Origin of the sequence: Pantoea sp. MHSD4 (assembly GCF_021043305.1) — a bacterium.
Classification (GTDB): domain Bacteria; phylum Pseudomonadota; class Gammaproteobacteria; order Enterobacterales; family Enterobacteriaceae; genus Pantoea; species Pantoea eucalypti.
In genome coordinates this window covers 228,598-243,225 of sequence record NZ_JAJNDH010000002.1, presented here as the reverse complement: position 1 = coordinate 243,225, position 14,628 = coordinate 228,598, and the positions used below count along the sequence as shown (strand labels likewise).

Sequence of the window (14,628 nt, the reverse complement as noted above, 5' to 3'; positions counted from 1 at the left end):
GCCACCAGCAGCGTGTTAAGAACAAAGCCAGACCGTTAATGCGTCCCAGGCCCTCGCATAGGCGAAGACAGGCACAGAAAATTTGCGCGTCGGGTTTATCAGCGTTTGTTCCAGATGAGGTTTTTCCATGCGTTTTAAAGGATTGAACATCGGGTTTTTCATTTTGATTCTGGCTATCGCCACCGTCGCTTTTTTTGACGTCCTTTCGCCCTATTTCTCGTCGATTTTATGGGCAGCGATTCTGGCGGTCATTTTCCATCCGCTGAAAACCTGGCTTCGTAATCGACTGGGTGATCGTAATGGCGTAGCGGCGTTAATTACCCTGCTCTGTATTTGCCTGATTGTGTTTACGCCGCTGGCGATCATTGCCTCCTCACTGGTGGTTGAAACCAACGCGGTCTATCACAAGCTGCAGACCAACTCGTCGCAGTTCCCGGTGGTCTTCGCCGATCTGTTGCAGCATCTGCCGCGCTGGGCGAAGCATTTTCTGGCTGAAAACAATCTGGATAACGCCGGGCAGATTCAGCAGAAGCTCTCCTCGTTTGCCCTTAAGGGCGGTCAGTATGTCGCGGGCAGCGCCTTTATTATCGGTAAAGGAACGTTCAGCTTCACCGTCGGCTTTGGCATCATGCTTTATCTGCTGTTCTTCCTGCTGAAAGATGGCTCCTATCTGGTACATCTGATTCTGGAAGCGCTGCCGCTTTCAACCTACGTGAAGCATCACCTGATGGTGAAGTTTGCCGCCGTGGCGCGCGCGACGGTGAAAGGCACGGTGGTAGTCGGTATCGTTCAGGGTATTCTCGGCGGGCTGGCCTTCTGGTTTACCGGCATCGACGGCAGCCTGCTGTGGGGTGCGCTGATGGCCTTCCTCTCCCTGATTCCGGCCGTCGGTTCCGCCATTATCTGGGTGCCTGCGGCGATCTTCTTCTTCGCCACTGGCGCACTGTGGAAAGGGCTGTTCCTGGTGGGTTTCTTCGTGGTGATTGTCGGTCTGGTGGATAATATCCTGCGTCCGCTGCTGGTCGGCAAAGACACCAAAATGCCTGACTATATGATCCTGATTGCCACGCTGGGCGGCATGGAAATCTACGGCATTAACGGTTTTGTTATCGGTCCGGTGATTGCTGCTCTGTTTATCGCCTGCTGGAATCTCCTCTCCGGACGCGACAACCGCGAGAATATCGAAGCCATCGACGAAGAGTTTATCGAAGAAGGCAAGAAACAGTCCGATGACGCCGCCGAGGCAGCAGCAGAAGCCGCGGCAGAAGCGGCTGCGGCATCAGCGGAAGCGGCTGCAGAAACGGAAAGCAAAGTCTCAGCGTTAGTCGCCTCGCAGAGAGAGAAAGCAGCCTTGAATAAGCCCTGACAGCGTCAGGCCATAAAAAAACCCACCTTTCGGTGGGTTTTTTTTAACTCTGAAACAGCAGCGAATTAGTTGGTCGCTTTGTTTTTCAGATCTTCAGCACCCTGCTTGGTTTTATCCCAGCCTTTCTCAGTGCCTTCTTTGGTTTTGTGCCAGCCCTTCTGTGTACCTTCGGTGATTTTGCTACCGGTGGTGTGGCTCTTGCCTTCAGCGGCGTGCTCAGACTTCAGCTTCAGCTCTTCGCCTTCGTTCTGGGTCTGATGCAGTTTTTCTTTCGCGGTATCAGCGCCTTTATGCGCTTCTGCAACGGTGTTGTCTGTAGTAGTAGCAGCAAATACTGGCGAGGCCAGCAAAATAGCAGACAGTGCAATAATTGATTTCTTCATAATTCCCTCTGTATTCATCGTTGCCGTGTAGGTTTTAATCCTGGCATAGCCTTCCCAGGAAAGATTTAAGAATAAACCAGGAATGAAAAAGGGCCAGTTTTCACCAGAAAAAGTGATTGATTGTAGATTTTTCGCCCACTACCAAAGCGCGAGCTGCGGATCGTCGTCTTTTTCAGGCTGATTTCGGGTCACGCGAGCAGGCGGCGCAGGCTGTTCCAGCTGTCGCGTAATCCACGCCAGTAACACCGTTACCACATACGCCTGCTGCTCAGCACTCAGCGGCTGATGCTGTCCGATATTGTGCCATTTACTCAGACAGCCACGACAGCATGTCGCGGTGGCGTGCTGGGCGATAAACACCGGATGGCCGCGCATGGGTGTCTGTTTGCCATCATTCTCAGGCTGGGCAGGCGCAAGGCGCTGTTCCACAAACCCTGCGGCGTGCTGTCTCACCACCGACTCGCCTTTGCTGTTGGCGTAATCATATTCAGCGCGTCCAAGGCGAAAACGCTGGCGGAACGGTGAGCGCGCCAGCCGGATAAAGAGATCGTCTGAAACCTTCATGCTAATACTCGTTACTCATATTTACGTCCCGCCAGATAACTGACGCCCTGCAGACCAAACGCCTCGCGATGCAGCTCATTCGGCTGCAGGTGAAATGTCTCACCGGGATGATAAGTCGTGTCGCCCTGTTCAGTACTGATAGTGATGTCACCACTGAGAATCAGTGCCAGCGCCTCAAAGGGATGGACGTGATTATCAAGCTGGGCTGACGCTGCACGTTCAACCAGCAGCGGCTCATCAAAGCCCTGTTCGGCTAACAATTTTCTGAATTCATGTTCGGTCATGGCAACACCTCAATGTGGAACAGACCCTAAGCAGTGTAGACGATCTTTATGGTTACTTATGGCACTCAACGGGTTACGTACCGTCGCGCAGGCAACGTTGTTGACCGGTCAGTCGGATGGTGTTCCTGCTCTCTTATTGTCGCTGGTTTGACATCAGGATGACAAAAAAGTGTGTTCACCATGAAAGAACAGGGCTATTGCTGATTAACTACCAATAGTCCAAAAGAGGCGTGGAGGCCCGTCGGGCACAGACGCTGCTGACTCAAACAGGACTCATTATGCTGCAATCAGACGAAAACGAACCCCGCAGCGACAGCCAGTGAATCGCAGCGTAGGCCAGTCGCATAGTGTGGCGTGGATAGCGTTATTGTCGGCGGTGGTGCCAGTAGGTTAAATGCGGCGGCAGCGTAACGGTGTGCGCACCCGACGATGGATTACTGAATGCCAACCGCCAGGCGTCTTCCCGGATGGAAACTAGTGCTGGTTGCCCATTTTTTCGGCGTAGTCGATATGTTCGGAAAGACTGGCAACCAGTTTTTTGGCCATTTCAATGGTCAGCCCCAGGAACAGCGTCTCCTGCGGGCCCTGTTCACGCGGGGCGTCGGGATCGATATAACCGAATTTGAGGACGAGTGCCTGATGCGAGCTCAGAGGACCGATATGCCAGCCGGTGATCGGATAGAAGGTAAAACGTGTAAATTCATTCACATTAATCCTGACTGTAAAAGCATAACGCTGATTGATAGTCAGGCCAGCTCTGATGATAAAACATGAGTGGAGTAGTGAGTCTGAACTAAATCGACAGGATTACAAGGGCAGCGGCAGAATAAGCGCAGCGTCAAAGGGTTCGCTTTGTGGCGGTGTCTGTTGCCTGTTCTGCCGGACCAATCCCGCGCATCTTCATGTGGACCCGCGGCAAAAACGGGCAGCTGCGTCAGTTACAGCGAAATAACACGGGTCAGGAACCGGATGACCGCCTGTGCAGCCTCTCCTGACCCGTCACGATCACAACCAGCCAGAGCGGCGCAGCCTGGCCCACAGCCCGCCGCAGGCCACCAGTGTCAGCCCGACAGCCAGCGGATAACCATACAGCGACTTCAGCTCTGGCATGTGCTCGAAGTTCATGCCATACATGCTGAATACAACTGTCGGGATCACCAGAATCGCGCCCCAGCCGGCCAGCTTTTTCACCACTTCATTCTGCTGCACCGTGACCAGCGCCAGATTGACCTGCATGGCGCTGGTCAGCATCTCGCGCATATCTTCCGCGTCGGTTACCACATGGCGGGCATGGTCCTGTACGTCACGGATATAGGCACGCAGCGGACGGGGTATCAAATCTTCATGCAGGTGAATCAGCTGATTGCAGATCTCTTCAACCGGTAGCGCCGCATTGCGCAGCGACAGCAGATGACGACGCATGGTGTAAACCGATTGCACCGACTTGCGGTCGAATTCGCTGGTAAAGAGATCGTTCTCCATCTGCCCGACCCGCTCATTCAGAGAGGTGGAGAGTTGAGCATACCGATCCACGACAAAATCGAGCAGGCAGTAAAGCGGATAGGCCGGACCAAATTTTAGCAGCGCCGGGTTTTCAGACGCCCGCTGTCGCACCGGGGTGTAGCTTTCCGATGCGCCGTGACGGATGCTGATCAGGAATTTTTTCCCAACAAAGAAATGGGACTCACCCAGCTCGCAGGTATCATCCTTAGCGCACACCGTCTTCACGACAATAAACAGTGAGTCGCCATAATGTTCGATTTTAGGTCGCTGATGGGCATTAAGCGCATCCTCAACCGCCAGTTCGTGGAGTCCAAACTCCTCTTTAATCTTCGCCATAAACTCAGCGTCTGGCTGCCACAGCCCAAGCCAGATAAACGCCTCCGGCTCTTTAATCACTTCACTGATATCATCGACCTGGACCTCTTCGCCCGCGCATCCCGGACGATACACCATGCTACTTACGATCATCTTCTGCATTCCTGTTGTGACAGTACATGGAGCTTAGCTAATGCCGGGCCTGTAACCGGATAAAAACCGTAAGGATTTGCTGCGGCGTTGCGCAATCTGCGGATTACCACTTTAGCCCAAGCCCGGTGGAGAAGATGCCTTCATTCAGGGTATCCGGTATGCCGCTGACCAGGTTGCGATGATAGCCAATATGCAGGGTTGACCAGGAAGTCAGGCTATAGCGCATTCCGACTTCCGCATCCAGCATAAATACCCCGTCATCGTCCAGCGAATGGCCGATGTCGCCATTGCTGTAAAGCGTGACCGACTTGCCCAGCAAATAGCGCTGATAGTTCCAGCGTACTGAGCCGCCAAAATGTCGCTCTTCCCTGTCATCGCTGTAGCCATACTCAAAGGCACCGCCCAGCAATGAGAGTGAGAACGCGCTGAGTTCAGTGTCCCACAGCTGATAGCCTGGCCCGGTACCGATCAGCGCCTGCCGGGAGAGATTCTCAACCCAGTCGCGCTTGTAGGTCGCGCGGGTCTGCCAGAAATACTGCTCCCTGACCAGGTAATCAAAGGCATAGCGCAGGCTGTAGTTACTGGTGTTGATGCTGTCGTTTTCCTGCTCGCGATTGAAGGTCGCGCCGATGTCATGCCGCCATTTTCCCTGGTTGAGTTTGGTGTTAAGCGCAAAACTGTAGTCATCCGTTTTGGTCGAGGCTTTTTTGACTTTGACGCCCGCATCGATGTTGCCGGTCCAGGCGAGCTGATCGGTGCGTACTTTGGCTTTCATAAACTCGTCAATACGCCTGAGGGAGACCTGCTGCTCCTGCTCGTTGCGCTCAACCCAGACATAGCCGGGATCGGACGAGCTGAGCCGCACCTGATAATGCTCACCGGTCTGTTTGTTTTCGACATTGACCGGATTCTCGCTGGCGAGCGTGCTGACCGCATTCCAGTCCAGCGTGACGGTCCCGGCATACTGTGTCTCTATACCCAGCTTGCCGTCACTGAGATAACGAATCGTGCCCGTCAGCCGGTCGCCATTATTCAGCCAGACGGTATCGGCTGCGGCCTGCTCTGCCCATCCGGCACAGCAGAAGATGACCAGCAGTCTGGTCAACAAGTTGGAACAACGCATGGCTTTCCCTGTAAAAGCGTTGTCCTGCATGGACGACGCGTCACCGCAAATTCTGACCCGACAATTAAGCCGATTCTGCGATGATAAGCAATCTGCCCAGGGTTATGACAGGTCGTGCAGTGCTTTACCGAGCGGCGGAGTCAGCGCGAAATCCATAAAGCTAACCCCCAGCCCTTCGCGTTCGGGCGAGCAGCCCATCACGCCGACAAAACGCCGCCCCTGACCCGGCCACGGGCAGAGTCGCAACAGCGGCCATATCTCTCCATCAGTGGAGTACTGGATCCTCAGCGCGGCATTTTCCAGCGTGGCTCGCATCCAGAACTGACGCGCATCGCCTGGAAAAACGCCGGTAGACCAGTCAGAAAACTCACGCGTGACCACGCTGCCAATGGCGGGCTGGTCATCGTTGAACTCAATACCCGCTTTAACCCAATGCGTTTCACTGTCCTGAATGAACAGACCAGCCTGATCATAGAGCTGACTGAATTCTGCCCTCACCTGCACCTGAACGGTGAAGTCGTTTTCTACCCAGAAGCCAAAGGCGTGGCCGCTGTGCCGTTCGAAGCCGTACCAGGTGCGCTGCCAGAAATCACTGTTTAATGCGGTTTCGAACTGCAACGTATTGCCATCCAGACTGTGTACCGGCGGCTGATTAATCCAGACGCCGCCTTCGGTGGTCAATGAACTGACTGCTGTCATAGGGACTCCTTTCTGTACGTTAAACCGCCCGCGATCAGGTTGCTCTACCGCAAGGCGATGGGTCTGATTATCATAGCCTTGTTGTTAAACGCGCGGCAGACTCACGCAGCTAATCTGATTAAAGTGATGTGGCAGATGAACAGGTCAGAATGCCTGATGCAACAGACAAATTCGCCTTATCTGCGGTTTCGCTTATTTTTCTTTCACACACTTATGAGGGGAAATAATATCGACCAGGACCAGTGCACTTAACTATTTCATTTTGTTAATCGCCTGGCTAAAAACGTATTTAACTACCAGGCTTGTTTTGTCTGAGGGCAACTTAACTCATCAAATATAAGGATTAAGCCACCATGGTAGATAAATCAGAGATTCTGGATCACGCACAGGTTGTTGATGTAAATGGCGAACATGTCGGTATTGTCGACCATTTTGAAGGCGACGACAAAATTAAACTGGCGAAAAGCGACCCTGAAGCAGGCGGCAAGCACCACATTATTCCATTCAGCTGGGTTAAAGAAGTGGATGACAATAAAGTCATTCTCTCTAAAGCCAAAGCGGATGTTGAAAGCGAGTGGCAGTCTGCATAAATCGTTAGCCGTGGCGCCTGCCACGGCTTATTTTTATTACTCCAGAAAACCGCTGTAAATGACAACGTCATTCCGCCCTTCCCGAATTTATTTAATCACTCTGCTTATATTAAACAGCGCGATACGCATCTCCCTGCACTCATTATACCCCTCCTGTTTATAACGCTTCAGATGTTGATATTTTCAGCATGGGACGAGGAATAACAGTGAAACACACCGTCAATCAGAGGATAGTTCTCTGAACCGGGCAATTCAAAATGCCACCATTCGGTTGCAATACTGCTGAAGCCACCGCCCAGCATGATGGCATTAAGCATTAGTCGGTTGCGCTGTGCCTGAACAGGCACCGCAGGATGATAAGGATGAGAGTACTCACTCATCTCATCGAAGCCGGTGCCCATATCCACGATCTCACCGCGCTCATCGATCAGCGTCACGTCTACCGCCGTTCCGCGACTGTGGTTTGATCCACGCGAAAGCGGCACAACATAGTCAGGATTCGGACAGGCCTGCCATAAAATAGCCTGCGCAGCAGGTGGCCGATATGCATCGAGGATCAGCATCTTATAGCCCGCCACACCGGCGATATTGATACATTTTGCCAGCGCTTTCGCCGCATCAACGTGCAGCAGACAACGCGCGTCGCGATAGATCGGCTTACCGGTGAGGTTGTCAGCGGTGGCATATTTGAGATCGATGGCTGACTGAGGAAAGGCCTCAGCGATATTAACAAGACTCTGACTTTCCATGATGGGGTGCTCCTTGTTCATAAAATTTTAGGGTTCAGGTATCTTTGCTAACGCATTCTTCCAGACCGTAATGAACGATCTATTTCCTTTACCAATTCTGAGGTATTTGCAGGCATTTGCCAGATTCTGTAGTCAATGAATCTTTCTGGCACTCCTGGACATCCTGCTTTTCAAAAAAAACAGTAGTCTAAAAAATTACATGCCTATCATTAACAAAAAATTACTTCAAAAAATCTCATTAAACTTACTTTTAGGCAAGAGTAATTTTACTGCCGGAATAAAATTAATATCAATGAGTTCTGCTTTTGGCATATAATGACCACTGTTATTCGACCAGCTTTTCAATACGCCATTAATAAAATCCACTTCACCCGCAAAAAACACATCTTTATCAAGACATATTGAAGTATGGCCCTGTATTGGTTTGATAATATCAGAAGCAAACGTCCGGTAACCATCAGGTACGCCACAGAAGACCTTTCCTGGCGAGAAAGAGGGAATAACAAATAAAAATCGCCCATGAGGTTTCGGGATATTAACTTTCCTTTCAGGCATCACAGGGACAAAAAAATAATCATTGTCAGACAACCTCCTTAGCTCAAGGATTTGCTCTGGGCCCGCAGGTTCTTGTAAGGATAAAAATGAATTGATTGTCTTCATTTTAGCACGATGATTAAATATATTTTTTAACTTATCACGTTGAGTGCTTGTTAACATAAACATTACCTTTTATAGAAAAATAAAAGCATCCACCAGAAAAAAATAAGAGAAACCTCACCCTGAAAACACCGCCATATTCTTCTTAAAAGCTAAAAAACCAAAAGAAGATATTTATGGAGTGTATGTTTTAACCCCAGCATTTTCAGGTGTGATATCAAACATGTTATTAAAATTATGCCTTAACGTTGCAATTTATGAACATCTGTTAAAAAGGGTATTTCCTTATCGGTATCTGGCGCAGGAACCTCTTTTAATTTATAGATAAACGCGCCGTATGTAGCACCCAGATAACGTATTTTTTCATAAGTATTTACTGGACAGACCTGAAAATAAACTTCTGGCGGATATAACACTTCACCTTCATCAATCCAGGCTGATATTTCTGCACCAGAGTATCCCTCCACGATAAAGACAACTTTTTTATCTCCTTCAGAAACAGATCGGGAATCATATTTTCCTGCGGAAAACTCTCTGGCAACAAGCTGATATGTGGTAGTGGAAAGAAATTGATCTGTGGTTACAACGGTAGAATGCTGACTGTAATAATCGAGCAAAGTCACAAACTGTGATGACGCCAGAACGCCACGAAACGTTGTCCCTTTTCTTTTTCTTTCCAATAGCAGATTTTTAAGCAGTAATGTTGAAAAGCCCGCAGACAACCTGCCCTGTAATCTCATGCTTCTTACAGTAAAATCAAGGCTAAACCCATAACCTCTGGCAGCTTCTTCGCTTTCACGCCTGAACTTTTCAATGACATCCTCCATACTCATGGTAAGTGGTTCAGACACAAGCCGCTGAACTGGATTGAGACGTCGTCTTAAGGGCGTATTATAGTAATTACCTGAAGTAACATAGGTTGCTACTAATGCCCTGTGAAGGGTTTTTATGGGGCTGATTGCTTTTTCTTTTTTTACAACCATCCGGTTTCGCACTATAAAATCCTTTTTACAATACCCTTTTGATATAGCCATACTTCTTATTTTTGACTGAATAACATTATCACTACCCCCGAAATCCCAGTTGCATTCTTCAAACTTAACTTCGCAGTTAGTATATTTTGGGAAATAACACATAATCAATGCCTGTAGTTCCAATGCCTTGTTTACCTGCAATGGATTGCCGGCCACACACTTTTTTTCATCCATACGTATCTCCTTAATAATTAACGGATAACAGGGCTGGCAGGAACATTCTCCCGGCACCTTATGAATAATCAGTAAAATGTTAAAAATTTAGCTTTCATCTAAGCACATAAGAGCTACCATCAACTGTTATAAACCCTGCTTTTTCAATGTGATATGAAAACTTAAGCCTCCTTAATCCAGGATGTCTTCCCATCGGAAATAGAAGTCTGTTACTAGCATTAATCCTGAGGATTTTTTTTATAAACTCCATGTCCTCTTCAAATTTTGACAGTGTTTCTTCGTCATATTCCCCTTTGATCAAAAGCTTTATAAGATAATTTGGTCTGAATGAAACCCCTATTAGCTTTATCATTTCAGTACATGGGAAGTCCATATACATCCGTACGCCTGTCTTCCCCACAAGAAGTATTTCGTTATAATTACCCGCACTGGAAACAATTTTTCTCAAGAATTCATTTGGATGACGTAAAATATTATAAGGACCAGACATTTTGAAACCATGATCATTAGGTCTTTCTATCCCTTTAAAAATACTTTCGGTCAATGCCGCTTTATCCAGAACACGTCCATGCGGAACATTACCTTCAAGCCCTGAAAAATTATTGAATCTCACATCACTATGATGCGTACCCAAAATATTTTGTACCGGAACACGAAGATTGAGTTGAATATCCAGAGGCACCCGACCTTCCATAATACCGTTAGAATTCGACACTGCACCTGTACAACAGGCAGATATAACATCCCATGATGATAGAACCACTTCTACAGTCTTTGTTAAAAAAGGTGAGTTTGTGTTCTTTTTTCCAATGGCAGAAACGCTTCCGCGGGAAGAGATACAGTGTGCGATCATTAAATCTGGTCTTGCTTTTTTATTTAATTCATAATCCCATGCCCGTAATATATCGCTATTAATCTTTTCTCTTTCGTTTCTAACCTGAGTTCTCTCACTGAATTTTTTTAAACATTTCTTTGAAATACTTCTATCAAAGTTTATCATTTTAAATCTCATGTTTAGTATAATTTTACACGGGTGATGCTAGCTTAGTGTTGCCAGCCACCTCAAAATAACAAAATCAAATCAGCTTTATTTTTTCAGAAAAAACATTACGTTCATTAAAGAGCATAATCCTTTTGGGACTTAATGATTTTCTTGTGCTGGCTTATCATTTTGGTTCACTGACAATACATACAAAGCATTTAAAGCAGACAAGGTTTTTGCAACAGACTCCAGAATTTCTTTACGGCTGCCTTCTTTATCCTCTGCTGAATATCTAAGCAGTTCTTCTGGTGGTACGCCTGAACTTTCCAGTTTTCTGCGTATTTTCCAGGAAAAGCTTTTCAGTTCAGAAATCGTTAAATATCCTCCTTTTTTCTGTTCTGCATTGGCCAGTTTTAAATCAAATTCGTCCAGATCGGCAGTAACCTCTTTGTAGTTCCACGTTGAGGGTAAAATGTTAGCCTTAGCCTGCAGTTTATACTTCCATTTCTGACTGACTGAATTATCAGGCCATGCATTTTCAAGACGCTGAGCAAGAATATCGCCCTTGCGAAGTAATTCATCGTTTGGACGATCCGCAATCCATGTCAATAATGACGCCGACTTATGCAATATTTCATCACGATGACTTTCCAGTTCTTCCTTATCTATCCCCTGCCATGCTAATGCTGTCAGTGCATCGTCACCCGGAAAATCCTGAAGTACCCCAGCAAGCTTTTCGGTAACTCCTGGTTTTTCCATGTATCTGATGCCGGACATTAACAGCATGGTCGCCAACATACCGCCAATAATACCTGCACATCCAGCCTGAATAAGATGCTTTCTTTTTATGCTGCTCCCCTGGACAGAGGAATTGGTTTTAATATTGATCGGAGATAATTCTGGCCGTATATCTTTATCAATTTTTAAATGTGCAAGGCTTAAAATCAAAGAAGAAGATGCTTTACTGCGAACCTGAAGAAAATAATGCATATTTTTTAAAGAGTTTCTGCAACGCGCATCCGTTTTCACCGCTTCGTCATAAAGCAGTGCAATACTTTCAGCAATACTACTGGCCACGGCCGTAAAATTATCATCACAGTCAAGCTGGTAAATACTGGTCACTACGTGTGTATTCAGCCATTCAAGCAGATATCGTCGTCGATCCGAATCGACGACCGGAGGCCAGCAATATTCGGATGCCTTGCCGCGCCATACTCTAACCAGGATATTGAGTCCCTGCGCCAGACCTCTCCATCCGTCCAGCTTTAAGCTCATCAGACAGAACCAACACCCACTCTGCAAATCATACCCATACTTACGCCAGTATGCCCGGCACTGGCTATCCAGCGTTTTCCATTCACTTTCACTCATCCTGCGAATATCTGCATTCTGCATGGACCAGTTGATTTCAAGAAACTCCGGGCTCTGTCTCGGATCTTTTTTATTAACTTTTAGCGCCTGAAAACCAGTGCCTGAGTTCATTTTCTTTTACTCTGTCGATCTGTAACGATGGCAAGATCTTTTCCCGTAACCTGCACCCGGATATGCAGGTTTCCGCTGCCGTCAGCTTCGAGCAAATAATCGGTCACCAAAGGCAACAGGCTTTGATTGATTACAGTATCAACATCACGCGCGCCACTTTGCCTGACATGACAGCGGTCAGCGATATACCTCACTACTGCAGGACTGTAACTGAGAGATCTCTTCTCACCGTCTCTGCCAGAAAAGCGCAGGCTGATTTTTCTGAGCTTAGCGTTGATAATATTATTAAGCGCCTGGGCACTGAGCGGTAAGTAAGGGAGCAGGGTCAGACGCCCCATAAACGCCGCTGGAAATACGCGGCTGAATTCAGGTCGTATCTGGCGGACTAATGCATTGATATCAGGAGATTCCTTTTCTCCTGCCGCCATAATTACATCATCAGCCAGATTACTGGTCAGAATGATGAAGGTGTTGCGAAAGTCGATAGTTTGCCCTTCACTGTCCTCCATGACCCCTTTGTCAAATACCTGATAGAAAAGTTCGATCACATCTCTGTGTGCTTTTTCAACTTCATCAATCAGAACAACGCTATAGGGTTGTCGACGCACAGCCTCAGTCAGTACACCACCCTGTCCATAGCCGACATAGCCAGGGGGAGAGCCTTTCAGGCCGGCGACAGAGTGTGCCTCCTGGTACTCAGACATATTCAGCGTTATCAGCCCTCTACTTCCGCCGTACAACATTTCTGCCAGGGCCAGTGCTGTTTCTGTTTTACCTGTCCCGGAAGGTCCGGCCAGCATAAAGACGCCCATTGGCTTTAACGGATCGGCAAGACCCGCCCGACTGGTTCGAATCTGCCGGACAATTGCCTCAAGCGCATGTGATTGTCCGGTAACCCGTTCGCACAAACGTTCATACAGAGTATTCAGCGGCCCCTGTTTTTGCTCCAGGATTTGTTCCACCGGAATCCCCGTCCACCCGGCAATAATTTCTGCAACGCATGCCGCATCAACACGCTCGAAGACCATAGGTTGCTGTTTGTGCATTACAGACAGTTTCTGCCGCAGGCTTGCTTGCTGCTCAGAATTTTGGCATTGAGCAATCCGGGCAACCAGGCTCTGCTGTTCTTTCCATACCGGAGTCAGAATGGTCAGGTCTTGTTTGATTTCAGCTTTACGTTGATCCAGCCAGGCAATACGTGTTGCACATCCACTGTCCAGAGAGAGGCTACGGCGCTCAAGTGAGATATTCCTCAGCATGACATTCAGATCTTCAATCTCTCGTGGCTCGTCGCTCTGGGATAAAGCCACCCTGGCACATGCCGTATCCAGCAGCGTGACTGACTTATCAGGCAACTGCCGGCCCGGAAGATAACGGGCAGAGAATTCAACAGCAGCCACGATTGCCGAATCAGGGACTGGAATACCATGATGACTGCTGATGGCGGGTACAATCGACCGCAGCATATTAATTGCCGTGTCCCGGTCGGGTTCCGTCACCCTGACTATCTGAAAGCGGCGGGCAAGCGCAGCATCCTTTTCAAAATATTTTTTGTACTCGGACCACGTTGTAGCACCGATCATGCGTAACTCTCCCCTTGCCAGGGCGGGTTTTAGCAGGTTGGCCGCATCGTTCTGGCCCGCAGTCCCTCCTGCTCCAACCAGCATATGTGCCTCATCAATAAAAAGAATGATCGGCACGGGGTGTGACTGAATGTCACAGAGCAGGCTTTGCAGCCGATTTTCAAATTCACCTTTTACGCTGGCTCCAGCCTGTAACAGGCTGAGATCAAGTGACATGATATCCATTTTTTTCAGTGCGTCTGGTACGGTACCGCTGACGATGCGCTGCGCTAATCCCTCAACCAGTGCTGTTTTACCGACGCCAGGTTCACCCGTCAGGATTGGATTGTTCTGACGCCGACGAAGTAATACATCTATCATCTGGCGGATTTCATTCTCACGCCCTGTAGCGGGATCCAGCTCTCCCCGGCGCGCTTTCTGAGTCAGATTATGGGTGTATTTCAGCAATGCAGGCCCACCAGATGGCACACCTTCTTCCGTGTTATCTTTTTTCTGGCCCGTACCTGAGTATTCAGCCATGAGTGCGTCAGCCTTCAGCACGTCACAATGCAGTGCCTGACGAACCTCTGTCGGAAGAGGCAACGTAACATCGTCCGGGTCAGCAAGCAGACAACCAATAAACGCCGTGGCAGGAAGATGCCGCTGATGCCAGCAAATGCTGGCATGCAGCCATGCTTTCTCAAGATGCCGGACAAGGGACTCAGACAGTACGGGTCCACAGGTATTGCCGCTGCGCTGCTGGTTCAGACTATGCGTCAGCGCGTCTGCCAGCTGGTCCCCTCTGAGCCCCGCCACCAAACACAGCTGTTCAAGCAATACCGTCTGAGTAGTGATTAGCGCCAGCAGTAAATGCTCAACACTCACCTCATGGTGAGTCCGGCTAACGGCCTGACTCACTGCCGCATTCAGGCAGTACCGCGCATCGGCAGAAAAGACTTCCGTAATTTTTTTCAAATACTGACTCATCTTTTTTTCCTGATTTTTATA

Annotated in this window: 15 protein-coding genes; 2 read left to right on the top strand and 13 right to left on the bottom strand. The window is 48.6% G+C overall.

What is annotated here, in order from left to right; all coding sequences use genetic code 11:
* The first annotated feature begins 127 nt into the window (after positions 1-127).
* Positions 128-1,366, top strand: coding sequence for an AI-2E family transporter (locus LQK91_RS07955; RefSeq protein ID WP_003854064.1), 1,239 nt, complete (start codon positions 128-130; stop codon positions 1,364-1,366).
* A gap of 65 nt (positions 1,367-1,431) precedes the next feature.
* Here LQK91_RS07955 and LQK91_RS07950 read toward each other — a convergent pair whose 3' ends face one another.
* From LQK91_RS07950 to LQK91_RS07920, 7 genes are all read right to left on the bottom strand, one after another.
* Positions 1,432-1,749, bottom strand: coding sequence for a hypothetical protein (locus tag LQK91_RS07950; protein WP_003854066.1), 318 nt, complete (start codon positions 1,747-1,749; stop codon positions 1,432-1,434).
* Positions 1,750-1,887: 138 nt separating this feature from the next.
* Entirely contained in the window at positions 1,888-2,313 is a 426-nt protein-coding gene (locus LQK91_RS07945; RefSeq protein ID WP_008924986.1) for a DUF4186 domain-containing protein, read from the bottom strand.
* A gap of 11 nt (positions 2,314-2,324) precedes the next feature.
* Complete coding sequence (locus LQK91_RS07940; RefSeq protein ID WP_003854069.1) at positions 2,325-2,597, bottom strand: cupin domain-containing protein; 273 nt, start codon at positions 2,595-2,597, stop codon at positions 2,325-2,327.
* Positions 2,598-3,071: 474 nt separating this feature from the next.
* Positions 3,072-3,305, bottom strand: coding sequence for a hypothetical protein (locus LQK91_RS07935; RefSeq protein ID WP_003854071.1), 234 nt, complete (start codon positions 3,303-3,305; stop codon positions 3,072-3,074).
* A gap of 297 nt (positions 3,306-3,602) precedes the next feature.
* Positions 3,603-4,568, bottom strand: coding sequence for a magnesium/cobalt transporter CorA (corA, locus tag LQK91_RS07930; protein WP_003854075.1), 966 nt, complete (start codon positions 4,566-4,568; stop codon positions 3,603-3,605).
* 103 nt (positions 4,569-4,671) lie between these two features.
* Positions 4,672-5,691, bottom strand: coding sequence for a DUF481 domain-containing protein (locus LQK91_RS07925; protein ID WP_008924985.1), 1,020 nt, complete (start codon positions 5,689-5,691; stop codon positions 4,672-4,674).
* Positions 5,692-5,793: 102 nt separating this feature from the next.
* Positions 5,794-6,390 (bottom strand): DUF1349 domain-containing protein, encoded by a 597-nt coding sequence (locus LQK91_RS07920; RefSeq protein WP_003854078.1) that lies wholly within the window; start codon positions 6,388-6,390, stop codon positions 5,794-5,796.
* A gap of 353 nt (positions 6,391-6,743) precedes the next feature.
* Between LQK91_RS07920 and LQK91_RS07915 the strand changes: the two genes are divergently transcribed.
* Positions 6,744-6,980: a DUF2171 domain-containing protein gene (locus LQK91_RS07915; protein WP_003854080.1), complete on the top strand. Its 237-nt coding sequence runs from the start codon at positions 6,744-6,746 to the stop codon at positions 6,978-6,980.
* Between the two features lie 167 nt (positions 6,981-7,147).
* Here the strand turns inward: LQK91_RS07915 and ddpX are convergent, their stop codons facing one another.
* The 6 genes from ddpX to tssH form a co-directional block, all read right to left on the bottom strand.
* Complete coding sequence (ddpX, locus tag LQK91_RS07910) at positions 7,148-7,729, bottom strand: D-alanyl-D-alanine dipeptidase (protein WP_008924983.1); 582 nt, start codon at positions 7,727-7,729, stop codon at positions 7,148-7,150.
* Between the two features lie 225 nt (positions 7,730-7,954).
* Complete coding sequence (locus LQK91_RS07905; protein ID WP_008924982.1) at positions 7,955-8,446, bottom strand: hypothetical protein; 492 nt, start codon at positions 8,444-8,446, stop codon at positions 7,955-7,957.
* Between the two features lie 182 nt (positions 8,447-8,628).
* Positions 8,629-9,594, bottom strand: a complete 966-nt coding sequence (locus LQK91_RS07900) for a hypothetical protein (RefSeq protein ID WP_008924981.1) — start codon at positions 9,592-9,594, stop codon at positions 8,629-8,631.
* Positions 9,595-9,688: 94 nt separating this feature from the next.
* Positions 9,689-10,594, bottom strand: coding sequence for a hypothetical protein (locus tag LQK91_RS07895; RefSeq protein WP_008924980.1), 906 nt, complete (start codon positions 10,592-10,594; stop codon positions 9,689-9,691).
* 141 nt (positions 10,595-10,735) lie between these two features.
* Positions 10,736-12,058, bottom strand: a complete 1,323-nt coding sequence (locus LQK91_RS07890; protein ID WP_105099424.1) for a VasL domain-containing protein — start codon at positions 12,056-12,058, stop codon at positions 10,736-10,738.
* A complete protein-coding gene (gene tssH, locus LQK91_RS07885) occupies positions 12,055-14,607 on the bottom strand; it encodes a type VI secretion system ATPase TssH (protein ID WP_105099425.1) in 2,553 nt (850 codons plus the stop codon). The genes LQK91_RS07890 and tssH overlap by 4 nt, the downstream gene beginning before the upstream one ends.
* Positions 14,608-14,628: the final 21 nt, after the last annotated feature.

Bases quoted from the DNA above. Each gene is read 5' to 3' on its own strand.
- corA (WP_003854075.1), bottom strand. From the start codon at position 4,568: ATGATCGTAAGTAGCATGGTGTATCGTCCGGGATGCGCGGGCGAAGAG.
- LQK91_RS07940 (WP_003854069.1), bottom strand. From the start codon at position 2,597: ATGACCGAACATGAATTCAGAAAATTGTTAGCCGAACAGGGCTTTGAT.
- LQK91_RS07920 (WP_003854078.1), bottom strand. From the start codon at position 6,390: ATGACAGCAGTCAGTTCATTGACCACCGAAGGCGGCGTCTGGATTAAT.
- LQK91_RS07955 (WP_003854064.1), top strand. From the start codon at position 128: ATGCGTTTTAAAGGATTGAACATCGGGTTTTTCATTTTGATTCTGGCT.
- tssH (WP_105099425.1), bottom strand. From the start codon at position 14,607: ATGAGTCAGTATTTGAAAAAAATTACGGAAGTCTTTTCTGCCGATGCG.
- LQK91_RS07950 (WP_003854066.1), bottom strand. From the start codon at position 1,749: ATGAAGAAATCAATTATTGCACTGTCTGCTATTTTGCTGGCCTCGCCA.
- LQK91_RS07900 (WP_008924981.1), bottom strand. From the start codon at position 9,594: ATGGATGAAAAAAAGTGTGTGGCCGGCAATCCATTGCAGGTAAACAAG.
- LQK91_RS07895 (WP_008924980.1), bottom strand. From the start codon at position 10,594: ATGATAAACTTTGATAGAAGTATTTCAAAGAAATGTTTAAAAAAATTC.
- LQK91_RS07945 (WP_008924986.1), bottom strand. From the start codon at position 2,313: ATGAAGGTTTCAGACGATCTCTTTATCCGGCTGGCGCGCTCACCGTTC.
- ddpX (WP_008924983.1), bottom strand. From the start codon at position 7,729: ATGGAAAGTCAGAGTCTTGTTAATATCGCTGAGGCCTTTCCTCAGTCA.
- LQK91_RS07905 (WP_008924982.1), bottom strand. From the start codon at position 8,446: ATGTTAACAAGCACTCAACGTGATAAGTTAAAAAATATATTTAATCAT.
- LQK91_RS07890 (WP_105099424.1), bottom strand. From the start codon at position 12,058: ATGAACTCAGGCACTGGTTTTCAGGCGCTAAAAGTTAATAAAAAAGAT.
- LQK91_RS07925 (WP_008924985.1), bottom strand. From the start codon at position 5,691: ATGCGTTGTTCCAACTTGTTGACCAGACTGCTGGTCATCTTCTGCTGT.
- LQK91_RS07915 (WP_003854080.1), top strand. From the start codon at position 6,744: ATGGTAGATAAATCAGAGATTCTGGATCACGCACAGGTTGTTGATGTA.